We start from the raw sequence: 19,768 nt of genomic DNA, 5'->3' as shown, positions 1-19,768 counted from the left end.
TGCGGGTAAAATCGCAATCGGCTTACTCGATCAATTGCGCGTCCTTCAAAGCGGCCAGCGCCTCCAGCCACCGCGGTTGCTGTTTGTAGTCGGTGGACGCGAAACCCTTCCCGCGCATGCCGACGATGCGCGGCGATGGTCTCACCTTCAAGCGCTGCGCCGCCGTCAGCGCCAGCTCCGCCGCAGCCCGATCATTGCACACCAGTCCCATGTCACAACCGGCGCTCAACGCTGCCTCGATGCGATTGGCCGCATCGCCGACCACGTGCGCGCCGGCCATGGACAAGTCATCGCTGAATATCACCCCTTCAAAGCCCAGCTCACCGCGCAGGATGTCCTGCAGCCAGCGCCGCGAGAACCCGGCGGGCTGGTTGTCGATCTGTGGGTAGATCACATGGGCGGGCATGACCGCTGCCAGCTGACCGCTCAGACGCGTGAAGGGCACCAGATCGGCCTGACGCAACTGCTCAAGGCTGCGCTCATCGGTCGGAATGGCCACGTGCGAGTCGGCCTCTGCCCAACCGTGACCCGGAAAATGCTTGCCACAGGCGGCCATGCCTGCGGCATTCATGCCACGGATGAAGGCACCGGCCAGTCGCGTGGCACGCTGCGGATCGCCTTCAAAGGCCCGGCTGCCCACCACTGCACTGCGTTGATGATCCAAATCCAGCACCGGCGCGAAGCTCAGGTCCAAGCCGACGGCCAACACCTCGGTCGCCATCAGCCAGCCGCATTGCTCGGCCAAATACTCGGCATTGGCGTTATCGGCCAGCGCGCGCATCGCCGGCAGGCGCACGAACCCCTGACGCAGACGCTGGACCCGCCCCCCTTCCTGATCGACCGCCAGGATCAGGTCAGGTCGGATGGCCCGTATCGACGCGCAGAGCTCGCGCACCTGCCGAGGGCTGTCGATGTTGCGGGCGAAAATGATCAGGCCCGCCACTTCAGGTTGACGCAGAAGCTGACGGTCCTCGGCGGTCAGCCAGTGACCGGCGATATCCACCATCAGTGAGCCTTGCAGGCTGGCAGTCATACGGAGTCCTTCATTGAAGATTCAGACCGAAGTGATACAGGACGGCAGCGCAGGCGCTCGCCATCCCCGGCTCTGGAACCGTTGATAAACGAATGGGTAGGGGGGGCGGGCAAGCAGAGGGTAACGGCATGGGCGCTAGCTTAGCGGATGCGCCCTGCCCCGCCCAGCCTTCACGCCTTGGCCGGTGTGCCAGTGGCCGGGCTTTTGCTGCGCGGACGCAGTTGCGCGGCCACCATGGCCTGATCGGTCACGCCGGTGTCGGCGCGCATACCGGCTGCCAGAAAGGGGACCATCAGACGCATGACTTGCTCGATCGACGTGTTGATGCCGAAGTCGGTTTCAGCGATAGCCCGCAACGCCTTGATACCGGACATGCTGAACGCGGCAGCACCCAGCATGAAGTGCACGCGCCAGAACAGCTCCAGAGGCGGGATGCGCGGAGCGGCCTCGTTGACCAGCAGCATGTAGCGTCGAAACACTTTCCCATACATATCTTCCAGATAGCGCCGCAGGTGCCCCTGACTCTGACTGAAGGCCAGGCCCAACAGACGCATGAAGATCGACAGGTCATTGTTGCTGCGCGGCTGCACGACCAAAGCTTGCTCCACGAGCATCTCGAGCAGTTCTTCCAGGCTTGGCTTGGCTTCTGGCTGCGCCTGGCGCCGCTCGAGCTCACGCTCCAGGCTGGCGCAAAACGGCCCGAGGAAACGCGAAAACACCGCTTGGATCAGCGCTTTCTTGGAACCGAAGTGATAGTTTACCGCCGCCAGGTTGACACCTGCTTTGCTGGTGATCAGACGCAGCGAGGTCTCTGCGAAACCTCGCTCGGCGAACAGCTGCTCGGCAGCATCGAGAATGCGTTCAACGGTTTCCGATTGGGCCATGACTTATCCGCCTGACAAACAGTTGTTTGAAACATACGTTTCAGGCGTGACGCTGTCAAGATTCAGTGACCCATCGGTCGAGTAATTTCCACTACCCGAGAAAGAGCTGCAAGCCACGGAACACGAGGGGTTGCCATGACATCACAGGCGCGCATGGATTTTTCTTGGCGCTTGCAGCTTGCAGCTTGCCATCCACTGTATATAATCCCAGTCACTGTATAAAAAGACAGAGCCACTCGCCATGCTGAAACTCACGCCACGCCAAGCCGAGATCCTGGCTTTCATCAAACGTTGCCTCGAAGACAACGGATTCCCCCCCACCCGCGCGGAAATCGCTCAGGAGCTGGGCTTCAAGTCCCCCAATGCCGCCGAGGAACATCTCAAGGCGCTGGCGCGCAAAGGTGCAATCGAAATGACCCCGGGGGCTTCCCGCGGCATTCGCATCCCAGGCGTTGAAAGCAAACCGCAAGACAATGCCTTGCCGATCATCGGCCGCGTCGCCGCCGGCGCACCGATCCTCGCTGAGCAGCACATCGAAGAATCTTGCAACATCAACCCGGCCTTTTTCCATCCCCGCGCCGACTACCTGCTGCGCGTCCACGGCATGAGCATGAAGGACATCGGCATCATCGACGGTGACCTGCTCGCGGTGCATACCTGCCGCGAAGCACGCAACGGCCAGATCGTCGTTGCCCGCATCGGAGACGAAGTCACCGTGAAGCGCTTCAAGCGCGAAGGCAGCAAGGTCTGGCTCATCGCCGAAAACCCTGAATTCGCCCCGATCGAAGTGAACCTGAACGATCAGGAACTGGTGATCGAGGGCTTGAGCGTCGGCGTCATACGCCGCTGATCCTGGAGGCGTCATGCAGCAGTCCGCCCACTCAACGCAGCCCGCACAATTGCCCTTGTTCGAAGCCTTCCTCGCACAGCCCGTGCTGCCTGGCCTGAAGAGCCGCGAACTGCCGCACATGGCGAACCGGCCCGAGCTGTTCAGCGAACTGTCACTGCGCGGCGCCCCAGGGCATTGTCACAGCCTGCTGGCTCCTATCCTTCGCGAACTGAGCGATGTGGATGATGCGCGCTGGCTCACCCTGATCGCGCCGCCCTCGAGCTTGACTCAGGCCTGGCTACGCCATGCTGGGCTCAACCGGGAGCGGATCCTGCTGCTGCAACCTGGCAACAGCCAAAGCGCACTGCAATTAGCCTGTGAGGCCTTGCGCCTGGGTCACAGCCATACCGTGGTCAGTTGGCTTGGCAACATCAATGCCAGCAACCGCCAGCAGCTCATTCACGCAGCCACCTGTGGAAACGCACAAAGCCTGAACATCCGCCTCGGCTAATGTTCAGGCTTTGACTGTGTGAGATTTTGATGACGGCTGAGTCAAGGTTCAGTGGAGAACGCGCGGCCCTTCATCGCGTTCGAACTCACCCTCAATCAATTTACCAGCCATCTGCACGCCCACGCTGAGCATCGCCTTGGCCACTTCAACGTGCTGCCCCTGCAAGAACACCTTGGCATCCTCGGAAAAATCCAGAGTGACCAACGAACCTTCGTCCTCGGCACGACGCAGCTCGATGCGACCATCAGGCAATTCGACAATTTCTAGAAAGGACGTTGACATAAGGGGCCTGCTGTTCACGAAAGGCGAGTAGTGTACCAGCCACGCAGTCTGTCAGCACTCACTCAACGCGTCGCGGAAACGTCTTGCAAGCCCTTTCAACGCCTGACGCCATCTTTCCAACTCAACGCGCGAAACCGCAACTTCCTCGCAATCGTCGAGATTGACCGCCTGAATCAAAGGCTGAGTCACATCAATCTTGGCGATTTTCCTCTCGACCGGTGGTTGGAACAAATCGGCATAAGCGCTAAGCAATTGGGCTAACCAAGTCTGCGGCTGGCGTGCCAGTTCCAGCATCTCGGCCATTTCCGGAATGGCCACAGCGCTCAGCGTTTCATCGCTGAGCAACAGTTCGGCACGCGGTGCTGCGGCCTGAGGCAGGCGGTAGAATCCGGCGATTTCGTGGCACAGCCCTAAAAGCGCGCCATACAAATGAAAGAGCGCAGACTCACGCTCTGCCTGGATCAGCCCCTGAGCGTTCATCGCGCCGCTCTGCTCAGCCTTGGCCATGGATTCCAGGGCAAGCCCCGCGAAGAACAGCTTCTGATTGGTGCGCGTGTAGAGTTCCTGGGCCATGTTCAATGACCTCCCTGACTGCAAGGCAATGGGCTTGCATCATAAATGATCGGGGCCGCGAGCGCGCTCATCACGTCATCCGTGACAGGCACACAAGCGGCCCCTCCATGTCATCGAAGCATCAGCGCTTGTCTTCGACCTTCCACGCCTTGCCGTCATAGAACGCTTTCCAACCGGTCGGCTTGCCGTCGACTTCGGATTGAACGTACTGCTCCTTGGTCTTGCGGCTGTAGCGGATCACTGCCGGGCGGCCGTCCGGGTCTTTCTGCGGCGCTTCGCACAAGAAATGGTACTTGGGGTCGATCTCATGCTTGTGCGGCACGATTTCCAGGACCAGGGGCGCGCGGGTTTCGCGGTTCTTCGGGAACTGGCTGGCAGCCAGGAACAACCCGGAGGCGCCGTCGCGCAACACATAGGTATCGTCGACCTTCTCGCAGCGCAACTCAGGCATGTCCACCTTGTCCATCTTCGGTGGCGCGGCCTCGCCATTCTTGAGCAGCTTACGGGTGTTCTTGCAGGCCGGATTGGTGCAGCCGAAGAACTTGCCGAAGCGGCCGGTCTTGAGCTGCATCTCGCTGCCGCACTTGTCGCATTCCAGGCTTGGGCCTTCGTAGCCCTTGATCCGGTAGCTGCCCTCTTCGATTTCGTAGCCCGGGCAGTCTGGGTTGTTGCCGCAAATGTGCAGTTTGTGCTTCTCGTCCAGCAAGTAAGCATCCATCGCCGTCGAACAGATCGGGCAGCGATGCTTGCCGCGCAGCACCAAGGATTCGGATTCACCCTCGTCGTCTGCGGCAATCTCATCACCTGGAACCAGGTTGACGGTCGCCTTGCAGCGCTCTTTCGGCGGCAGGCTGTAGCCCGAGCAGCCCAGGAACACACCAGTGGAAGCGGTGCGAATCATCATCGGCCGCCCGCATTCCTTGCACGGAATGTTGGTGAGGGTCGGCTGATTGGCCCGCATGCCATTCTCGCTGGATTCGGCCGTCAGCAGTTTCGTGCTGAAGTCGCCATAGAACTCATCAAGCACGTTCTTCCAGTCACGCTCGCCGTGGGCGACGTCATCGAGGTTCTCCTCCATGCCGGCGGTGAAGCCATAGTCCATCAGATTGGAGAAGCTCTCGGACAGGCGCTCGGTGACAATGTCGCCCATCTTCTCGGAGTAGAAGCGGCGGTTGTGCAACGTCACGTAGCCGCGATCCTGAATGGTGGAAATGATGGCTGCATAGGTCGAAGGGCGACCGATACCGCGCTTCTCCATTTCCTTGACCAGGCTCGCTTCGGTGAAGCGCGCAGGCGGCTTGGTGAAATGCTGGCTAGGATCGAGCTGAAGCAACGCCAGCGACTCGCCCTGGGCCATGTCCGGCAACACATCGTCTTCGCCCGGCTTGGTCTGCTGGGGCTGCACACGGGTGTAACCATCGAACTTGAGGATGCGACCCTTGGCGCGCAGCTCGAACTCACCGGCAGCAACGGTGACGCTGGTGGACAGGTACTGCGCAGGCGGCATCTGGCAAGCGAGGAACTGGCGCCAGATCAGCTCGTACAGGCGCTCGGCATCGCGCTCCATGCCACTGAGTTTGGTGGGATGGGTCGTGACGTCGGAAGGCCGGATGGCTTCGTGCGCCTCCTGGGCACCTTCCTTGCTGCCATACACGATCGGCGCCGCTGGCAGGTACTGCTTGCCGAACTCGCTCTCGATGTAGCTGCGCGCCATCTCCACCGCATCGGTGGAGAGGTTGGTGGAGTCGGTTCGCATGTAAGTGATGTAGCCCGCTTCGTAAAGACGCTGGGCCATCATCATGGTCTTCTTCACCCCGAAACCGAGGCGGTTGCTGGCAGCCTGCTGCAGCGTGGAGGTGATGAACGGCGCCGAGGGCTTGCTGCTGGTCGGACGGTCTTCACGCTTGATCACGCTGTAGCTGGAAGCCTTGAGCTTCTCCAGCGCGGCCATGGCCTGGGCTTGATTCAGCGGCTTGAAGGCCTCGCCGCGTTCACGGGCGACCTCGAAGCGCACCTTGGCGTTCTTCGCGGTACCGAGATCGGCGTGGATTTCCCAGTACTCCTCGGGATTGAAGGCACGAATCTCGCGTTCACGCTCGACCACCAGCTTCACGGCCACCGACTGCACACGACCGGCAGACAAGCCGCGGGCGATTTTCGACCACAGCAGCGGCGACACCATGTAGCCGACCACGCGATCGAGGAAGCGACGCGCCTGCTGGGCATTGACACGGTCGATGTCGAGGTCGCCCGGTTGCGAGAACGCTTCCTGGATGGCCTTCTTGGTGATCTCGTTGAACACCACGCGCTTGTAGCGGCTGTCATCACCACCGATGGCTTCGCGCAGGTGCCAGGCAATGGCTTCCCCTTCGCGGTCCAAGTCGGTTGCGAGATAGATGGTGTCGGCATCCTTGGCCAGACGGCGCAGTTCGTCGATCACCTTTTCCTTGCCGGGAAGGATCTCGTACTGAGCTTTCCAGCCCGCCTCCGGATCGACACCCATGCGCGCCACCAGTTGCCGGCGAGCCTTCTCCTTCGGCGTCAGGGTCGACGCCTGAGCAGCGGTCTTGCCGCGCTTGGCAGCCGGCTCCTTGGCCGTACTGGCCGAACCGCTGGTGGGAAGGTCTCGGATATGGCCGATACTCGACTTCACCACGTACTGGTTGCCCAGGTACTTGTTGATGGTCTTGGCCTTGGCCGGGGATTCCACAATGACCAGCGATTTGCCCATGGATCGGAGTATTCCTGAATCTGAAGATGAAAAACGCGTCAGGTGCCGCACGCGGCACCGCTATATATAGTGGCGTAGGAGTGAGGTCAAGCGCGGTCGATCACTCGACGGCCTTTGCACCCCGTGCCAAGAGCCCGTCTTCAGCCCTGAGCAGAGCAAAGCGCGGCACCTGCTCGCCGTCAACCTCGACCGACTCCTGAAACATCGAGAGAGGCCGCACCCAAAAGCTGTAATCACCATACAGGCATTGGTAGAAGACCATCCACTCTTCGCTCTCGGAATGCCGCGCGGCACTGAAGACACGGTACTCAGGCCCTTTGTAATGCCGGTACACACCTGGCTGTATCTGCATGTCACGTCCTCTCGCGCACAAACCCTGTAAAAAACAAAACCGGGGCACAGGGCCCCGGCTGCTGTCCTGCGACGCGATCAGACGCGTTCGAAGACAGTGGTGATGCCCTGGCCCAGGCCGACGCACATGGTGGCCACGCCCAGCGTGCCGCCATTCTGCTTCATGACGTTGAGCAGGGTGCCGGAAATCCGTGCACCGGAGCAACCGAACGGATGGCCCAAGGCAATGGCGCCGCCGTGCAGGTTAACCTTCTCATCCATCTTGTCGAGCACTTTCAGATCCTTGAGCACTGGCAGTGCCTGTGCGGCGAAGGCTTCGTTGAGCTCGAAGAAGTCGATGTCGCCGATGCTCAGGCCCGCGCGCTTGAGGGCTTTCTGGGTCGATGGCACCGGACCGTAACCCATGATCGCAGGGTCGACACCGGCCACGGCCATCGAGCGGATGACCGCCAACGGCTGGATGCCAAGGTCCATGGCGCGCTGGCCGGACATGACGATCATGCACGAAGCACCATCGGTGATCTGCGACGACGTGCCAGCGGTGACCGTACCGCCTTTGGGGTTGAACGCAGGCTTGAGCGCCGCCAGACCTTCGAGGGTGGTTTCCGGACGAATGGTCTCGTCGTAATCGAAGACTTTGAGGAAACCGTTCTCGTCGTACCCCTGCATCGGGATGATTTCGTCCTTGAACTTGCCCTCGACCGTAGCCTTGTGAGCCAACTGATGCGAGCGCAGCGCGAACAGGTCTTGCTGCTCGCGAGTAATGCCGTGCATCTTGCCGAGCATTTCGGCAGTCAGGCCCATCATGCCGGAGGCCTTGGCCGCATGCAGTGACAGATGCGGGTTAGGATCGACCCCGTGCATCATGCTGACGTGCCCCATGTGCTCGACACCGCCGACCACGAACACATCTCCGTTCCCGGTCATGATCGCCTGGGCGGCAGTGTGCAACGCGCTCATCGACGAACCGCACAGTCGGCTGACGGTCTGCGCAGCGCTGGTATGCGGAATCGGGGTCATCAGCGAGGCCATGCGCGCGATGTTCCAGCCTTGCTCCAGGGTCTGGTTGACGCATCCCCAGATCACATCCTCGACTTCCTTCGGATCGACCTTGTCGTTGCGCTCCAGCAGCTTGCTGATCAAGTGCGCCGACATGTCTTCGGCGCGGGTGTTGCGGTGCATGCCGCCCTTGGAACGACCCATGGGCGTGCGACCGAAGTCGACAATCACCACGTCTCTTGGATTGAGGCTCATATCAATATTCTCGCTCTAGCTCAGTGGCCGTTCAGTTGAAGAAACGCTGACCGTTCTTGGCCATTTCACGCAGCTTCGCAGTCGGGTGGTACAGCGGACCCAGATCGGCATACTGGTCGGCCAAGGCAACGAACTCGGCCACACCGATCGAGTCGATGTAGCGCAGCGCGCCGCCACGGAAGGGAGGGAAGCCAATGCCGTAGACCAGGCCCATGTCCGCTTCGGCGGCCGTCTCGACGATGCCGTCTTCCAGGCAGCGCACGGTCTCCAGGCACAGCGGCACCATCATCCAGTTGATGATGTCTTCGTCGCTGACTTCACGCTGCTCGTAGATCACGGGCTTGAGCACTTCCAGGACCGACGCATCGGCGACCTTCTTTGGTTTGCCGCGCTTGTCGGTTTCGTAGGCGTAGAAGCCCTTGCCGTTCTTCTGACCCAGGCGATTGGCCTCGTACAGGGCATCGACGGCGGAGCGACGCTCGTCTTTCATGCGGTCGGGGAAGCCCTCGGCCATCACATCGCGGCCGTGGTGGCCGGTGTCGATGCCGACCACATCCATCAAGTAGGCCGGGCCCATGGGCCAGCCGAACTTCTCCATGACCTTGTCGATGCGCACGAAGTCCACGCCTGCGCTGACCAGCTTGGCGAAGCCGCCGAAGTAAGGGAACAACACGCGGTTGACCAGGAAGCCCGGGCAGTCGTTGACCACGATCGGGTTCTTGCCCATCTTCTTGGCGTAGGCCACGGTGGTGGCGACCGCCACGTCACTGGACTTTTCGCCGCGGATGACTTCGACCAGCGGCATCATGTGCACCGGGTTGAAGAAGTGCATGCCGACGAAGTTTTCCGGGCGTTTGAGCGCCTTGGCCAGCAGGTTGATGGAGATGGTCGAGGTATTGGAGGCCAGAATGGCATCGTCTTTGACCTGCCCTTCCACCTCGGCCAGCACCGCCTGCTTGACCTTCGGGTTTTCGACCACGGCCTCGACGACGATGTCGACGTTGGCGAAGTCGCCGTAGGACAGGGTCGGGCGGATGGCGTTGAGCGCCTCGGCCATCTGCGCCGAGGTCAGACGACCTTTTTCGACGCGGTTGCCGAGCAGCTTGGAGGCTTCGCTCAAGCCCAACTGGATCGCTTCCTCGCGGATATCCTTCATCAGGATCGGCGTACCTTTGACCGCCGACTGGTAGGCGATGCCGCCACCCATGATGCCGGCGCCGAGCACGGCCGCCTGCTTCACATCGTGGGCGATCTCGTCGTGGGCCTTGGCCTTGCGCTTGAGTTCCTGATCGTTGAGGAACAGCCCGATCAGACTCTCGGCCACCGAGGTCTTGGCCAACTTGGCAAAACCGGCGGCTTCAACCTCCAGGGCCTTGTCACGGCCGAAGTTGGCAGCTTTCTGGATACTCTTGATGGCCTCGACCGGCGCTGGATAGTTCGGCCCAGCCTGGCCGGCGACGAAGCCTTTGGCCGTCTCGAAGGCCATCATCTGCTCGATGGCGTTGAGCTTGAGCTTCTCAAGCTTTGGCTGGCGCTTGGCCTTGTAGTCCAGCTCGCCACTGATGGCGCGCTTGATCAGGTCCAGGGCACCGGCCTGCAACAGTTCAGGCGCGACCACGGCATCGACGGCGCCCACTTTCAGGGCGTCTTCGGCGCGGTTTTCCTTACCCGAGGCGATCCACTCGATGGCGTTGTCCGAGCCGATCAGCCGTGGCAGACGCACGGTGCCGCCAAAGCCTGGGTAGATGCCCAGCTTGACTTCCGGCAGGCCGATCTTGGCGCTGCTGGCCATTACGCGGTAGTCGGCGGCCAGGCACATCTCCAGACCGCCGCCCAGAGCGATGCCGTTGATCGCGGCCACGGTCGGGACCTGCAGGTCTTCGAAGTCGCTGAAGATGCGGTTGGCTTCCAGATTACCGGCGACCAGTTCGGCCTCGGGCAGCTTGAAGTTATCGACGAATTCGGTGATATCGGCACCGACGATGAACACGTCCTTGCCGCTGCTGACGATGACGCCCTTGATGGACGCATCGGCTTTGATCGTATCGACTGCCTGGCGCAGCTCGTTCAGGGTCAGGCGATTGAATTTGTTGACGGACTCACCCTTGAGGTCGAAGCGCAGTTCGACGATGCCGCTTTCAAGAGCCTTAACCGTGATGGCTTTACCTTCGTAAATCATCAACTGATCTCCACGATATGGAAGCTGAACTGTACACGCCGAACGCTGGCAGCCGGGTCGCTTGCAAGACCTACTGCCAGGCACACCCGTCAGCGCGCTGGTCGGGATTCTGGACGAGCGATGTGAACATACAAACGCTCAATTCATACGCCCGTTTGATTTGGGTCCGCACACATTCTCCGAAAAGGCCGAAGTTGTCAAATACCCACAAGCCCCCGAAAAAAGCGACTTTCCAGTCATTTTGTTACAGATTTGAAAAAACAGGATGAGCCTGATTGCTCACCATTCATCACGGCAATTCAGGCGTGATGCGGTGAAAATGGCGTAGGAAAAGAAGTCAGCTCAGACGAAAGCATGAACGCGCCGATGAAGTTGCAGGCGCTTTCGCTGTTGACGGGGCGCAAGCCTGGCCTTTTTGCCCTGAGGATCAGCGGGATCGACGTGGCTGCCAGGACTGGGGAAAGGTTCAGGCGAGTGCTTCCAGGGTATGCGCGATGTCCTGAAGAACAGCCGTGTCGCCACGCTCACTCCAGCACAGCGCGATCATGCGGCTATCAGCCTCCACCTTATAGACGGTGGCAGGCAAGCGCGCGAAGCATTGTGCCAAGCGCGGTTCCTCGCAGGGCTCACGCCAGGTGTTCAGCCACACGCCGGGGCTCACCTGCCAGTAGCACCAGGTATCCTCATGCCCTCTGCGCCGCGCACGGTGGTATTGGGGGCATGGACTGGGCGGCTCGCTTTCCAGCCAATGCGGCCATTTCTGCGGGCTGAGCTGCATGGCCAGACCCATGCGCCGGCCCTCCAGCCGCAGGTTCATTTGCTCGCTCTGCTTGCGCGAGGGACGCAGCCAGGCCAGCGGGCTGAGAATCAGCGCAAGGATTGACACCACCAGCCATACCGTCATATCTGTATCCCCCATAATGCGTTGCACAGGCGCGGCTTGGTCATTTCATCTCGCCGGGCCAGAAAGCGACCATACTTTTACTATCGCGATTTTCAGGAGTCCCGCTCATGTCCTACGAACATCTTCTGGTCGCCGTCGACCTGACCGAGGAATGCGACCCGGTGATCAAGCGCGCCATGAAGCTCGCCGAACCGACCGGCGCCAAGGTGTCGCTGGTGCATATCGTAGAGCCCATGGCCATGGCATTCGGTGGCGACGTACCGATGGACCTGTCGCAACTGCAACAGCAGCAGTTCGACCAGGCCAAGGAGCGCATGGACCGGTTGTACGCCAAGTATCCCGACATCAATCGCGGTGATTCGCACCTGAAATATGGCCAGCCTCGCCAGGAGATCCACCAGTTGGCCACCGATGAAGCCTGCGACCTGATCGTGGTCGGCAGCCATGGCCGTCATGGCCTGGCGCTGCTGCTGGGCTCCACGGCCAATGACGTCCTGCACGGCGCACCGTGCGATGTGCTGGCCGTGCGACTGCTGAAAAAGGACTGATGCCCGTGCTGGCACTGCCCTCGTGACTCAGGTCGCGAATGCAGTGCCAGGGTCCGCTCAGCCCTCCAGTTCAGCCCAGCGCTCGACCAGCGCGTCAAGCTCAGCCTGCAACTGTTCGAGCTTGGCCAGCACCTGCGAGGTTTCAGCAATCGGCCGCTGGTAGAAGTCCGAAGCACTTACCTGCTCCTGCAGGACAGCCATCTTCTGCTCCAGTGCATCGATCTGCCCAGGCAGCATCTCCAGTTCGCGCTGCAGCTTGTAGCTGAGCTTTTTCTTGCCGCTGTCGGCGGTTTGGGCGACAGCAGGTTCGGGCACGTCAGCCACCTCGACCTTCTCCACCACAGCGCTATTGAGCGCGGACTTGCCGCCCTTGCTCTCGGCCACCCCCAGCAACTTGGGCGAGCCGCCCTGACGAATCCAGTCCTCGTAGCCCCCGACATACTCCCGCACTTTGCCCTGCCCTTCGAACACCAGGGTGCTGGTCACCACATTGTCGAGGAAGGCCCGGTCGTGGCTGACCATGAGCACGGTGCCCTTGAAGTTGGCCAGCACCTCTTCGAGCAACTCCAGGGTTTCCACATCCAGGTCGTTGGTCGGCTCGTCCAGCACCAGCAAGTTCGCCGGTTTGCTGAACAGCTTGGCCAGCAGCAGCCGTGCGCGTTCGCCGCCAGACAAGGCCTTGACCGGTGTGCGCGCACGCTGCGGGCTGAACAGGAAGTCGCCGAGGTAGCTCAGCACATGCCGGTTCTGACCATCGATTTCGATGAAGTCGCGGCCCTCGGCCAGGTTATCGATCACCGTCTTCTCGAGGTCGAGTTGGTGACGCATCTGATCGAAGTAGGCGACCTCCAGCTTGGTGCCGCGCTCGACCTTGCCACTGGTGGGCTCCAGGTCGCCGAGCATGAGCTTGAGCAAGGTGGTCTTGCCAGTGCCGTTGGCGCCGAGCAGGCCAATGCGGTCCTGACGCTGCAGCACCATCGAGAAATCCTTGACCAGCTTGGGGCCTTCGGGATGGGCGAAGCTGACGTTGTCCAGCAGCATTACCTGCTTGCCAGACTTGTCCGCGACCTCGATCTGGATGTTCGCCCGACCCTGGCGCTCACGACGCTCACCGCGCTCCACGCGCAGCGCCTTGAGGGCGCGCACCCGCCCTTCGTTGCGGGTACGCCGGGCCTTGATGCCCTGGCGGATCCAGACCTCTTCCTGGGCCAGACGCTTGTCGAACAGCGCGTTGGCGGTCTCTTCTGCGGCCAGCGCCGCTTCTTTGTGCACCAGGAAACTGGCGTAGTCGCCGTTCCAGTCGATCAGTCCGCCACGGTCCAGTTCGAGGATGCGGGTGGCCAGGTTCTGCAGGAAGGAACGGTCGTGGGTGATGAACAGCACGGCACCGTTGAAGCCATTCAGGGCCTCTTCCAGCCAGGCAATGGCGCCGATGTCCAGGTGGTTGGTCGGCTCATCGAGCAGTAGCAGATCGGGCTCGGACACCAGGGCCTGAGCCAGCAGGACACGTCGACGCCAGCCGCCGGACAACTCGGCGAGGGTCTTGTCCGCCGGCAGTTGCAGGCGACTCAGGGTGCTTTCCACGACCTGTTGCAGACGCCAGCCATCGCGGGCCTCGATCTCGTGCTGGACGTGCATCAGCTTGTCCAGGTCGTCGTCGCCCTGGATGTTCTGGCTCAGGTGATGGTATTGAGCGAGCAAGGCGCCAACGCCATCCAGACCCTCGGCCACCACGTCAAACACGCTGCGGTCGTCGGCCACCGGCAGTTCCTGCGGCAGCTCGCCAATTTTCAGCCCGGGGGCACGCCAGATGTCACCTTCGTCGGGTTTTTGCTCACCCTTGACCAGGCGCAGCATGCTGGACTTGCCAGTGCCATTGCGACCGATGATGCACACCCGCTCGCCACGGGCGATCTGCCAGGACACTTTGTCCAGCAGCGGCATGGCACCGAACGCGAGGGACACATCGCTGAATTTGAGCAGGGTCATGATCATCTCCAAAAACCGGGCGCGCATTCTACCTGACTTTTGCCCTGCCTTGGCCGGTGCATGCAGCGGTGTGCTGGCGCAGCGCAGGCTTTGCGACGCGTGGTCGAGGTTCACGATTCGATACAAGCACAGTGCTTTCATCCACGACCGGCAACCGGCTAAGCTAGGAACCAAACGACCTCACCAGTGTTGGCTTCGCCGTCACTTTCTCATGGTTCAACTGCCCGGACGTCTCATGCGCAGCCGCCTGTTCCACTTCGTTTCCTGCCTGGTGCTCAGCGCCGCCACCGCGAGCGCTGCCCACGCCACCGACATCACCCAGCAGCGCCAGTACTACGACGAGGCCAAACGCGCACTCGCCAAGGGCGACAAGGGGCCTTACCTGCGCTACGCCCAAGCCCTGAGCGACTACCCGCTGACCCCTTACCTGGCCTACGACGAACTCACCGCACGGCTGAAGACCGCCAGCAACGAGGAAATCGAGGGGTTTCTCGCAAAGCACGGCGACCTTCCCCAGGCCAACTGGATGAAATTGCGCTGGCTGCGCTGGCTGGCCGAACGCGGCGACTGGAAAACCTTCGCCCGTTATTACGACGCCAAACTCAATTTCACCGAACTGGACTGCCTCAATGGCCAGTACCAACTGGCCAGCGGCCAGCGCGCCGAAGGTTTCGCCACGGCCGAGAAGCTGTGGAATGTCGGCAAGTCGCAACCAGCGACCTGCGATACCTTGTTCGGTCTGTGGGCCGCCGAGGGCCAGCTCACCGAGGCGCGGCGCTGGCAACGGGCCAAATTGGCGGCCGAAGCACGCAACTACAGTCTGGCCAATAACCTGGTACAGACCCTGCCCACGCTCGGCACACAGGGAAAGTTGCTGATCGACGTGGCGCAGAAACCGGAACTGCTCAAGCAGCCTTCCCGCTTCCAGCCGGCCAGTGACGCCATGTCCGATGTCGTCAGCCTGGGCCTGCGTCGCCTGGCACGCCAGGATCCGGACCAGGCCATGGCGCTGCTCGACGACTACGCCCAGCGCATGCGCTTCTCACGCGATGAAAAAGTCGCCATCGCCCGCGAAATCGGTCTCACCCTCGCCCGCCGCTACGACCCCCGCGCACTCGACCTGATGACCCGCTACGACCCGGAGCTGCGCGACAACACCGTCAGCGAATGGCGCATGCGCCTGCTGCTGCGCCTGGGCCGCTGGGAGGACGCCTACGAACTGAGCCGACGCCTACCCCAGGACCTGGCCGGCAGCAGCCGCTGGCGCTACTGGCAGGCGCGCAGCCTGGAACTGGCGCAACCGAACAACCCGCAGATCCCGCTGCTGTACAAGAACGTGTCGCGTGAGCGCGACTTCTATGGCTTCCTGGCTGCCGATCGGGCGCAGACGCCTTACCAGCTCAACAACAAACCGCTGGTGCTGAGCCAGGCCCTGCTGAACAAAGTGCGCAACACGCCCGGCGTGCGCCGCGCCCTGGAATTCCATGCGCGCGGGCAGATCGTCGAGGGGCGGCGCGAGTGGTACCACGTCAGCCGTCACTTCAACCGCGACGAGATGGTCGCCCAGGCGCGCCTGGCTTACGATCTGCGCTGGTACTTCCCGGCCATCCGCACCATCAGCCAGGCCCAGTACTGGGACGATCTGGACATTCGCTTCCCCATGGCCCACCGCGACACCCTGGTGCGCGAAGCCAAGGTCCGCGGCCTGCATTCGAGCTGGGTGTTCGCTATTACCCGCCAGGAAAGCGCGTTCATGGACGACGCCCGATCGCCCGTGGGCGCCAGCGGCCTGATGCAACTGATGCCAGGCACCGCCAAGGAGACCGCGCGCAAGTTCAGCATTCCGCTGGCCTCGCCAGCGCAGGTACTGGACCCGGACAAGAACATCCAGCTGGGCGCCGCCTACCTCAGCCAGGTACATGGGCAGTTCAACGGCAACCGGGTGCTGGCATCGGCTGCCTACAACGCCGGCCCGGGCCGCGTGCGGCAGTGGCTCAAAGGCGCCAAGCACTTGAGTTTCGATGTCTGGGTCGAGTCGATTCCATTCGATGAAACCCGTCAGTACGTGCAGAACGTCCTGTCGTACTCGGTCATCTACGGCCAGAAACTCAACGTACCGCAACCGTTGGTGGACTGGCACGAGCGCTACTTCGACGACATGTAAGCCTCACAGCCCTTTCGGAGCCTTCCCACGGCTTTGAAAGGGCCTCATGTCGGACTGGGTTAACCCACGGTTAATCAGCTCGCTCCAGCATGGTGCAATCACTGCACTGCCAAGGCGTCGACATGCGTGTTCTCCTGCTGCTTCTGACCTTCCTGCTCGCCGGCCCACTTCAGGCCAACCCCTTTGCCCCCAAGCCGGACTTCCTGCCGGTGGACCAGGCCTTCGTACTCACCCACGACCGTCTACCCTCCGGTCAGACGCGCCTGTATTTCCAGATCAAGGACGGCTATTACCTCTACCAGAAGCGCCTGAAGTTCGACGGCATTGCGCCCGAACAACAGCCGCAATTGCCACAGGCACTCAATCATCACGACGAGTTCTTCGGTGACAGCGCGGTGTATCGCACCGAGCTGGAACTGCTGCTGCCTGCCGGTGCCAGTGGCTCGCTGCGCCTGGGCTGGCAAGGCTGCGCCGATGCGGGGTTGTGCTACCCACCCCAGACCACGGTGATCGACCTCGGGGGCCAGGCGGCTGCGTCGCCATCGACCGCCGCCCTCGACGGCCAAGCCAGCGACCAGTCGCTGGCCAGCAGCCTGCAGGACGCCAGCCTGGCCTGGAGCCTGCTGGCCTTCTTCGGCCTGGGCTTGCTGCTGGCCTTTACGCCCTGTTCGCTGCCGATGCTGCCGATCCTGGCGGGACTGGTCATGGGCAACGGCGCCAGCGCACGGCGCGGGGCAATGTTGGCTGCGGTCTACATACTGAGCATGGCACTGGTGTACGCCGCGCTGGGCGTGATCGCCGCCCTGCTGGGGGCGAGTGTGCAGGCCTGGCTGCAACAACCCTGGCTGCTGGGTGGCCTGGCCGCGTTGTTCGTGATCCTCGCCCTGCCGATGTTCGGTGCCTTCGAGTTGCAGTTGCCGACCGCCCTGCGCGACCGTCTCGACCGCGCCGGGCGCGGGGCGCGGGGCGGTAACCTGTATGGAGCGGCGCTGCTCGGTGCGCTGTCGGGGCTACTGCTGGGGCCCTGCATGACGGCTCCGCTGGCCGGTGCGCTGCTGTACATTGCGCAGAGCGGCGATGTCGTGCACGGCGCACTGGTGCTGTTCAGCCTAGGGCTGGGCATGGGCGTGCCGCTGCTGTTGCTGGTGACGGTGGGCAACCGCTACCTGCCTCGCCCTGGCGCCTGGATGGATCGGGTCAAAGGGGTATTCGGCTTCGTGTTCCTGGCCATGGCCCTGTATACCGTACGCACCTTGCTCCCCAGCCCGCTGCTGCTGGCGCTGGCCGGGGGCTGGTTGATCGCCCTGGCCTGGGCGGCCTGGCCTGGCTTGCAACGCCTGCCTGCACTGCGCGTCTTGCCATTACTGGGTGGACTGTGGGGAGGGTTGCTGCTGGTCGGCGCTGCGGCGGGCGGTGGCGACCTGTGGCAGCCCTTGCAGCCCTTCGTTGGCACCCCAGCAGGCACCACGCCCGACACGCATCAGGAGCAAGCCCTCACGCTGGACAACCCTCAAGCGCTGCAGCGTGAACTCGACGCTGCCAAGGCCAATCAGCAATGGGTGTTGATCGATTACTACGCCGACTGGTGCGCTTCCTGCAAAGTGATGGACAAGCAAGTGTTCGCTCGCAGCGACGTCCAAGCCAGCCTGGACGATGTGCGCATCCTGCGCCTGGATGTCACCGCCGACACCCCGGCCAGCCGCGCATTGTTGCAGCGCTACCAGGTTCCGGGACCACCCACGCTGGTGTGGATCGGCCCGGAAGGCGAGGAACGGCGCCATCGGCGTATCACCGGCGAGGTCGATGCCACCACGTTCCTGCAACACTGGGCCAGGATCAGGAGTGAAGGATGATGCTGACGATAACCCTGGGGCCGCTGACCATGGCCTTGAATCACCTGCTGCTGCTCATGGCGTTGGGTGTCGCCTGCCTGGTCGGCTGGGCGGTGGCGCGCCGGGGCGGGGAGAATCCGGAATCGGCGCTGTTCAATGTGTTCCTGATCGGCGTGCTCTGCGCCCGCCTTGGCTTCGTCCTCCAGTACTGGGCCATGTACCGCGACGATCCGCTGCAGATCATCGACATTCGTGATGGCGGCTTTCAGCTCTGGGGCGGGCTTTTCGGAATCGTCGCCGCCACGCTCTGGCAAGGTCTGCGCCGCCCTGCCCTCCGCCGCCCACTCAGCTGGGCACTGTTCAGCGGCGCCCTGTTCTGGGGGTTGGCGAGTCTGGGCAGCCATCTGTACAGCAAAGGCACCGAGTTGCCGGATCTGGCCCTGCGCAACGCCAGCGGCGAGGCGGTGGCGCTGCACAGCTATCGCGGCAAGCCTCTGGTGATCAACCTCTGGGCCACGTGGTGCCCGCCCTGCCGGAGAGAAATGCCGGTGCTGCAACAGGCGCAAAGCGACCATCCCGAGGTGACCTTTCTGTTCGTCAACCAGGGCGAGACGGTCGAGAGCGTCAGCACCTTTCTCGCCACTACCGGGCTGAGCCTGCAACATGTGCTGTTCGATGGAGCCGGACAACTGGCCCAACAGGTCGGCTCGATGGCCCTGCCCACTACCCTGTTCTACGACGCTCACGGTCGCCTGACTGGCAGCCATCTGGGCGAATTGTCGCGCGCCAGCCTGCTCAACGGCCTTACCACACTCGAACGGCCCGCCAAACCCGACGCTCCCCCTGCACGAGGACAATGACATGCGAATGACCGCTTTGCTGACTTTGATGGTGACCCTGCTTGCCGCCCCATTGACCCAGGCCGAATCCTGGCCCGAGCCCATCCGCCAGATGGAGGCCAAGGGTGCCGTGATCAAAGGCAGCTTCGATGCGCCCGACGGCCTGCGTGGCTATGCCGCCGAGTATCACAACAAAGGGATTGCCTTGTACCTGACGCCCGATGGCAAGCACGTGCTGGTCGGTAGCCTGTTCGACGAGCAGGGCCAGGACCTGAGCGCCGAACCGCTGGATAAGCTGGTCTACGCCCCGATGAGCAAGGCTATCTGGGCGAAGCTGGAGAACGCCGCCTGGATCGCCGATGGAAAGGCTGACGCACCACGCACCGTCTACCTGTTCAGCGACCCGAACTGCCCCTACTGCAACATGTTCTGGGAACAGGCTCGGCCATGGGTCGCCTCGGGCAAGGTGCAACTGCGCCATATCATGGTCGGCATCATTCGGCCGGACAGCCCAGGCAAATCCGCCGCACTGCTGGCCGCCAAGGACCCGGCCAAGGCCCTGCAGGCGCATGAGAGCGCCGGTAAGGCGAGCACGCTGAAGCCGCTGGAAAGCATTCCTGAGTCGGTTCAAGCGCAGCTCACCGCCAATCAGGCACTGATGGAGGACCTGGGGCTGGGCGCAACGCCCGCGATCTTCTACCGCGACGAGCAAGGGCAATTGCAGAGTCAACAAGGCGCTCCGCGCCCGGAAATGCTGGGCAAGATCCTCGGCAAGCGTTGACCTGATAGATTTGTCAGGTGCGCGGCCACAGGCATTTTCCTAGACTCGCTGCACTGCACGGTCGTGGCCACGCGACCGCTGGAC

At 62.3% G+C, this 19,768-nt stretch carries 17 protein-coding genes; 7 read left to right on the top strand and 10 right to left on the bottom strand.

The window, feature by feature from the left end; genetic code table 11:
* Positions 1-22: 22 nt before the first annotated feature.
* Both nagZ and Q7C30_RS18955 read right to left on the bottom strand, forming a co-directional pair.
* Positions 23-1,021, bottom strand: a complete 999-nt coding sequence (nagZ, locus tag Q7C30_RS18960) for a beta-N-acetylhexosaminidase (RefSeq protein WP_317872566.1) — start codon at positions 1,019-1,021, stop codon at positions 23-25.
* Between the two features lie 182 nt (positions 1,022-1,203).
* A complete protein-coding gene (locus Q7C30_RS18955; RefSeq protein WP_317872389.1) occupies positions 1,204-1,917 on the bottom strand; it encodes a TetR/AcrR family transcriptional regulator in 714 nt (237 codons plus the stop codon).
* Positions 1,918-2,158: 241 nt separating this feature from the next.
* Here Q7C30_RS18955 and lexA point away from each other — a divergent pair, with 241 nt between their 5' ends.
* Both lexA and sulA read left to right on the top strand, forming a co-directional pair.
* Positions 2,159-2,767, top strand: a complete 609-nt coding sequence (gene lexA / locus Q7C30_RS18950) for a transcriptional repressor LexA (protein WP_317872388.1) — start codon at positions 2,159-2,161, stop codon at positions 2,765-2,767.
* 13 nt (positions 2,768-2,780) lie between these two features.
* Complete coding sequence (gene sulA, locus Q7C30_RS18945) at positions 2,781-3,257, top strand: SOS-induced cell division inhibitor SulA (protein WP_317872387.1); 477 nt, start codon at positions 2,781-2,783, stop codon at positions 3,255-3,257.
* A gap of 48 nt (positions 3,258-3,305) precedes the next feature.
* Here the strand turns inward: sulA and Q7C30_RS18940 are convergent, their stop codons facing one another.
* The 7 genes from Q7C30_RS18940 to Q7C30_RS18910 form a co-directional block, all read right to left on the bottom strand.
* A complete protein-coding gene (locus Q7C30_RS18940) occupies positions 3,306-3,539 on the bottom strand; it encodes a hypothetical protein (protein ID WP_029613032.1) in 234 nt (77 codons plus the stop codon).
* Between the two features lie 51 nt (positions 3,540-3,590).
* Positions 3,591-4,112, bottom strand: a complete 522-nt coding sequence (locus tag Q7C30_RS18935; protein WP_317872386.1) for a DUF6586 family protein — start codon at positions 4,110-4,112, stop codon at positions 3,591-3,593.
* 121 nt (positions 4,113-4,233) lie between these two features.
* Positions 4,234-6,843 (bottom strand): type I DNA topoisomerase, encoded by a 2,610-nt coding sequence (gene topA / locus Q7C30_RS18930; protein WP_317872385.1) that lies wholly within the window; start codon positions 6,841-6,843, stop codon positions 4,234-4,236.
* Between the two features lie 100 nt (positions 6,844-6,943).
* Entirely contained in the window at positions 6,944-7,195 is a 252-nt protein-coding gene (locus Q7C30_RS18925; RefSeq protein WP_317872384.1) for a DUF1653 domain-containing protein, read from the bottom strand.
* A gap of 77 nt (positions 7,196-7,272) precedes the next feature.
* Positions 7,273-8,448 carry an acetyl-CoA C-acyltransferase FadA gene (gene fadA / locus Q7C30_RS18920; RefSeq protein WP_039578792.1) on the bottom strand — a complete coding sequence of 392 codons (1,176 nt, stop codon included), beginning with the start codon at positions 8,446-8,448 and terminating at the stop codon, positions 7,273-7,275.
* Between the two features lie 31 nt (positions 8,449-8,479).
* Positions 8,480-10,627 carry a fatty acid oxidation complex subunit alpha FadB gene (gene fadB / locus Q7C30_RS18915; RefSeq protein WP_317872383.1) on the bottom strand — a complete coding sequence of 716 codons (2,148 nt, stop codon included), beginning with the start codon at positions 10,625-10,627 and terminating at the stop codon, positions 8,480-8,482.
* A gap of 466 nt (positions 10,628-11,093) precedes the next feature.
* Positions 11,094-11,531: a hypothetical protein gene (locus tag Q7C30_RS18910; protein ID WP_317872382.1), complete on the bottom strand. Its 438-nt coding sequence runs from the start codon at positions 11,529-11,531 to the stop codon at positions 11,094-11,096.
* A gap of 107 nt (positions 11,532-11,638) precedes the next feature.
* Here Q7C30_RS18910 and Q7C30_RS18905 point away from each other — a divergent pair, with 107 nt between their 5' ends.
* A complete protein-coding gene (locus Q7C30_RS18905; RefSeq protein ID WP_317872381.1) occupies positions 11,639-12,079 on the top strand; it encodes a universal stress protein in 441 nt (146 codons plus the stop codon).
* 57 nt (positions 12,080-12,136) lie between these two features.
* Here Q7C30_RS18905 and Q7C30_RS18900 read toward each other — a convergent pair whose 3' ends face one another.
* A complete protein-coding gene (locus Q7C30_RS18900) occupies positions 12,137-14,068 on the bottom strand; it encodes an ATP-binding cassette domain-containing protein (protein ID WP_317872380.1) in 1,932 nt (643 codons plus the stop codon).
* 235 nt (positions 14,069-14,303) lie between these two features.
* Here Q7C30_RS18900 and Q7C30_RS18895 point away from each other — a divergent pair, with 235 nt between their 5' ends.
* The 4 genes from Q7C30_RS18895 (at position 14,304) to dsbG (ending at position 19,684) form a co-directional block, all read left to right on the top strand.
* Positions 14,304-16,232 (top strand): transglycosylase SLT domain-containing protein, encoded by a 1,929-nt coding sequence (locus Q7C30_RS18895; protein WP_317872379.1) that lies wholly within the window; start codon positions 14,304-14,306, stop codon positions 16,230-16,232.
* A gap of 122 nt (positions 16,233-16,354) precedes the next feature.
* Positions 16,355-18,085 carry a protein-disulfide reductase DsbD gene (locus Q7C30_RS18890; protein ID WP_317872378.1) on the top strand — a complete coding sequence of 577 codons (1,731 nt, stop codon included), beginning with the start codon at positions 16,355-16,357 and terminating at the stop codon, positions 18,083-18,085.
* Entirely contained in the window at positions 18,085-18,924 is an 840-nt protein-coding gene (locus Q7C30_RS18885; protein WP_317872377.1) for a TlpA disulfide reductase family protein, read from the top strand. Before Q7C30_RS18890 ends, Q7C30_RS18885 begins: the two co-directional genes overlap by 1 nt.
* Before the next feature lies 1 nt (position 18,925).
* Positions 18,926-19,684: a thiol:disulfide interchange protein DsbG gene (gene dsbG, locus Q7C30_RS18880; RefSeq protein WP_317872376.1), complete on the top strand. Its 759-nt coding sequence runs from the start codon at positions 18,926-18,928 to the stop codon at positions 19,682-19,684.
* The last annotated feature ends 84 nt before the right edge of the window (positions 19,685-19,768 follow it).

Origin of the sequence: Pseudomonas sp. RAC1 (assembly GCF_030658255.1) — a bacterium.
Classification (GTDB): Bacteria; Pseudomonadota; Gammaproteobacteria; order Pseudomonadales; family Pseudomonadaceae; genus Aquipseudomonas; species Aquipseudomonas boreofloridensis.
This window is presented reverse-complemented; position numbering and strand designations above follow the sequence as displayed.